We start from the raw sequence: 4,144 nt of genomic DNA on the forward strand, positions 1-4,144 counted from the left end.
AATCGGTAGTTAAATGCTCTTTCCATGTTGGAGTCAAAGGATTTTTTACAGGGTAGCACCTAAGATGTAATTGTGGTAGCCTATGGTTAGTAAAGCCGCCCTGGAAGGGCGGGGTTTCAGACCCAATTTTTCTGATGAATATTACGGAATTTTTACAACAGACGGCGGGAAAATGGTTTTCTCAGCGTACTGCCCATGAGGTCGAATCAAGTCAAACCCAGACGGGAAAATCCACACTCTATGTAGAATTTTTAGCCAGTGATGACCCGAAAGTTAAAGCACTCTGCGATCGCCATGGTCTAGAGACGGTCTTAGGCGGCACACGCATGAGCTGGGAAGCCACCATTGACCCTTCTACCCAATCCTACAAGGGAGAGCGTCTATTGGTTTGGGTTGGAGATGTTCAAAATCCCCAGATGGGTAAATTTTTCTCTTCTGTTGAAGGTTCCTCCCCCGGTTCTTTTGTTCTAGACGAAGACGAAATTCTCACCTTAAGGGTCGAATCTCAAGGGCAAGTTTCCGAAGATCGCCTATGGTTTGCGTCTCCTAATTTTCGCCTGAGAACGAGCCTCACTCAAGTCTCTGGCGAAACGGTTTTTGCTTCTCTGTGTACCGAAATCCGATTAGGAGGAAATCCCGCTTAGTTGACAGTATAGAGAAACCGGATTTCTTTTCAGAAAACCGGCTTCTTATACAGCCCTAGATTTTAATCCCGATGAAGTTGATGAGCAATGCTACCATCGGCTCTCACTAACTCTAGATGCAATGGCATTTGACCGATCGCATGGGTAGAGCAGCTCAGACAGGGATCGTAAGCACGAATACCGGCTTCGGTGCGGTTAAGCATGGCTTCTGGGATCTCATTGCCATGGATATAATGTTTGGCAATTTGAGTCACTGTCTTATTCATCGCCAGGTTATTTTGACCGGTGGCAATAATCAGATTAACTTTCTCAATTAAGCCCTGTTCGTCCACTTGATAGTGATGGAAAAGAGTTCCTCTGGGCGCTTCACTGACTCCGACTCCTTCGAGTTTATTAATGCCTCCCGTGGCGCGACAGCGAGAAGAAACCACATCGGGATCGTCAACTAATTCTTCCAGTTTTTCGAGACAAGCGAGAATTTCAATCAAGCGAGCATAGTGATAATAGAAGGAAGACGTGGCAACTCGTCCACCGGCGCGATCGCGCATTTCTTGCAATTCTCGGTCAGCATTCGGTGTGCCGATGCGATCGCACACATTCAACCGCGCTAACGGCCCAACCCGATAAATACCATCGGGATATCCCCAGGGTTTGTAATAGGGGAATTTCAAATAAGACCAATTTTCCACCGCTTCGCCGATAAAGTCTTGATAATTATCCTCGCTCAAATGATCGGCAACAATATTGCCCTCACTGTCAATAAAGCGCAGATGGCCGCCATAATGTTCCCAACTGCCATCAGCAGCAACTAAGCCCATAAACAAGGAAGAAAACTTACCAAAAACTTCTGCTTCTGTGGTTAACTCGCTATCCAATAGGCGCTTAAACAGCCCCAAAGCTTTCTCTGTGACGGTGCGCGACTCCGGTAGGCGCTCCTTGATCCAAGCGCGGCCTTCTTCCGAAAGCGGCGATCGCACCCCACCCGGCACTGCCCAGGCTGAATGAATTTTTCTCGCCCCTAACAGTTCAATAATCGTTTGTCCAAACTGCCGTAGGCGAATTCCTTCCCGCGCCAACTCTGGATCGGCTGCAATTAAACCAAACACATTCCGAGTTGCCGGATCGCTCTCCCATCCCAAGAGAAAATCGGGACTACTAAGATGGAAAAAGCTCAAGGCATGGGATTGGGTCAATTGGGCTAAATTCATCATCCGCCGCAATTTTTCTCCGGCTGGAGGCACTTGCACGGCTAAGATTTTATCGCCCGTTTTGGCAGCCGCTAACAGGTGACTCACGGGACAAATTCCACAAATTCGCGCCGTAATTCCTGCCATTTCAAACATGGGTCGCCCTTCACAGAATTTTTCAAATCCGCGAAACTCAACCACATGAAACTGGGCGTTTTCCACTTCTCCAGCATCATCTAAAAAGATGGAAATTTTCGCATGGCCTTCAATACGGGTTACGGGATCGATAATGACTTTTTTACTCATTTCGGTGTTCTCCTTTGTGTGGGTTTTGGGTGGGTTTTGTGTGGGGTTGCCCTCTCCCTAAATCCCTCTCCCACGGGAGAGGGACTTACCTTCCTACAGGGTTTGGGGTGGGTTTTGCTCCCTAAATCCCTCTCCCACGGGAGAGGGACTTATTTCTCCCCCCTTCTCCCACGGGAGAAGGGGGCTGGGGGGATGAGGGCATGGGGTTTAGCCAAATTTGAGCATTTCCCGACCTTCCATGACTGGAGTTTTCCCTTCTAATAAAGGTGCGATCGCCGCTTTGATGCGATCGGCAGGAGGAGGACATCCGGGAATAAATAAATCCACTTTAACCATTTCATGAAGAGGACGGACGCGATCGAGGAGTTCCGGCACAATTCCCGGCTCATTGGGCAATTGGGGAGTCGTATCTCCCAACTCCAAATAACAGCGCTTGAGTACCGGTTCCGTCCCCCCTAACATATTCCGCATGGCGGGAACATTAGCCGTAACCGCGCAATCTCCAAAGGAAATTACCATCTTGGTTCTTTCGCGCACTTTCAGGGCGAGTTCTAAGTTTTCCTCATTGGCGATCGCCCCTTCGACTAAACAAACATCTACATTTTCCGGATATTCCTTAATATCTGAGCCAACGGGAGAGTAAACCACATCAACTTTTTCTGCTACATCAAATAGAAATTCATCTAAGTCCAAAAAGGACATATGGCAGCCCGAACATCCTGCTAACCAAACCGTTGCCATTCTAATCTTTGCCATGTTCTTCTCTCCTATATTTACTGGAATCCTTTGATAGGTTTTAGGGAGTGCGTAGCGTAGCGTGTCCGCAGGACAAACGTCTCGCTCGCTGGTGTATCTTGGTTTACCTTAGCGAGCAAGATGCTCGCACTACTTTATTGCCTCCTTGAAGGTATGTCATGGTTCGTCTACACTCACCAACCGAGGAACTTGCACAAGGTTCAATCATTGTTAATTGTTCATTGTTAATTGTTCATTGAACCTATCTTGTCCATTGGTGCTTGGTGCGAGCATTGACTAAGAATTCTAATTTTTCGCGATCGCTCTCTTTCTCTGCGGTAGTCGTTCCCTTGCGGAAAATTGACCCCGTAGGACAAGCGTTGACACATTTACCACAGGAGGTGCAAGCATCGACCTCACCCCAAGGTTGATTTAAGCCAGAGATGATTTTAGCTGTTCCTCCCCGTCCAGAGACATCCCAGACATGGGCCCCTTCAATCTGATCGCAGACGCGCACGCAACGAGTACAGAGGATACATCGGTTATGGTCGATACCAAATTGGGGATGAGAAATATCAACTTCGCGGTTGGGGAAGCGATACTCAAAGCGGGAATGATCCATTCCCACGGCGATCGCCACATCCTGAAGTTCGCAGTTCCCATTGGCAACACAAAAGGCACAGACATGATTCCCTTCAGAGAACAGTAACTCAACCGTCATCCGCCGATAGTCTTGTAGTTGTGCGGTTTGGGTTTGCACCTCCATCCCTTCAGAGACTTCAGTCACACAAGCCGGAAGTAGCTTATTAATCCCTTTGACTTCCACCAAACAGAGGCGACAAGCGCCCACATCTGAGACTCCTTCTAGGTGACACAGGGTTGGGATCTCCACCCCAGCTTCTTTGGCTGCATCTAGAAGCGTCGATCCTTCTTCAATGGCAATATCAATTCCATCAATGGTTAGGGTTTTTACAGACATAGTATTCTCCAAAATGGTTAACGGGGGAGTGGGGGAGTGGGGGAATGGGGTTTTGTAAGGGCGGGTTCACCAACCCTATTGCCTTCCCACCTAAATCTCGGTGTTCATGTCCACGAAGTGGAAACCCGCCCCTACCGCCTGCCTGCTAAACCGACAAACAGGCGGCCAGATCTTCATCTGGGGTAGAAATTGTTTGCTGGTTATAGGTATCCGAAAGAAACTTAAACAATTTGGGAGTCAAGAACGCCGGTAGGGTGGGCCCCAGGCGGATATCTTTAATGCCCAAATAGAGT

The 4,144-nt window shown here is 48.3% G+C and carries 4 protein-coding genes; 1 reads left to right on the plus strand and 3 read right to left on the minus strand.

Translation table 11 applies throughout. The annotated features are described in order from the left end of the window. The first annotated feature begins 134 nt into the window (after positions 1–134). Complete coding sequence (locus PJF56_RS14230; RefSeq protein ID WP_283763346.1) at positions 135–644, plus strand: phycobiliprotein lyase; 510 nt, start codon at positions 135–137, stop codon at positions 642–644. 62 nt (positions 645–706) lie between these two features. On the opposite strand, the gene PJF56_RS14235 is transcribed toward PJF56_RS14230, so the two are convergent. From PJF56_RS14235 to hoxU, 3 genes are all read right to left on the minus strand, one after another. After that, positions 707–2,137, minus strand: a complete 1,431-nt coding sequence (locus PJF56_RS14235) for a Ni/Fe hydrogenase subunit alpha (protein WP_283763347.1) — start codon at positions 2,135–2,137, stop codon at positions 707–709. Positions 2,138–2,344: 207 nt separating this feature from the next. Then, on the minus strand, positions 2,345–2,893 hold the full coding sequence (locus PJF56_RS14240; protein WP_283763348.1) for an NADH-quinone oxidoreductase subunit B family protein: 549 nt from the start codon (positions 2,891–2,893) through the stop codon (positions 2,345–2,347). A 241-nt stretch (positions 2,894–3,134) separates the two neighbouring features. After that, positions 3,135–3,851 carry a bidirectional hydrogenase complex protein HoxU gene (gene hoxU / locus PJF56_RS14245; RefSeq protein WP_283763349.1) on the minus strand — a complete coding sequence of 239 codons (717 nt, stop codon included), beginning with the start codon at positions 3,849–3,851 and terminating at the stop codon, positions 3,135–3,137. Positions 3,852–4,144: the final 293 nt, after the last annotated feature.

The sequence above is a fragment of the Roseofilum halophilum BLCC-M91 genome (assembly GCF_030068445.1).
Classification (GTDB): Bacteria; Cyanobacteriota; Cyanobacteriia; order Cyanobacteriales; family Desertifilaceae; genus Roseofilum; species Roseofilum halophilum.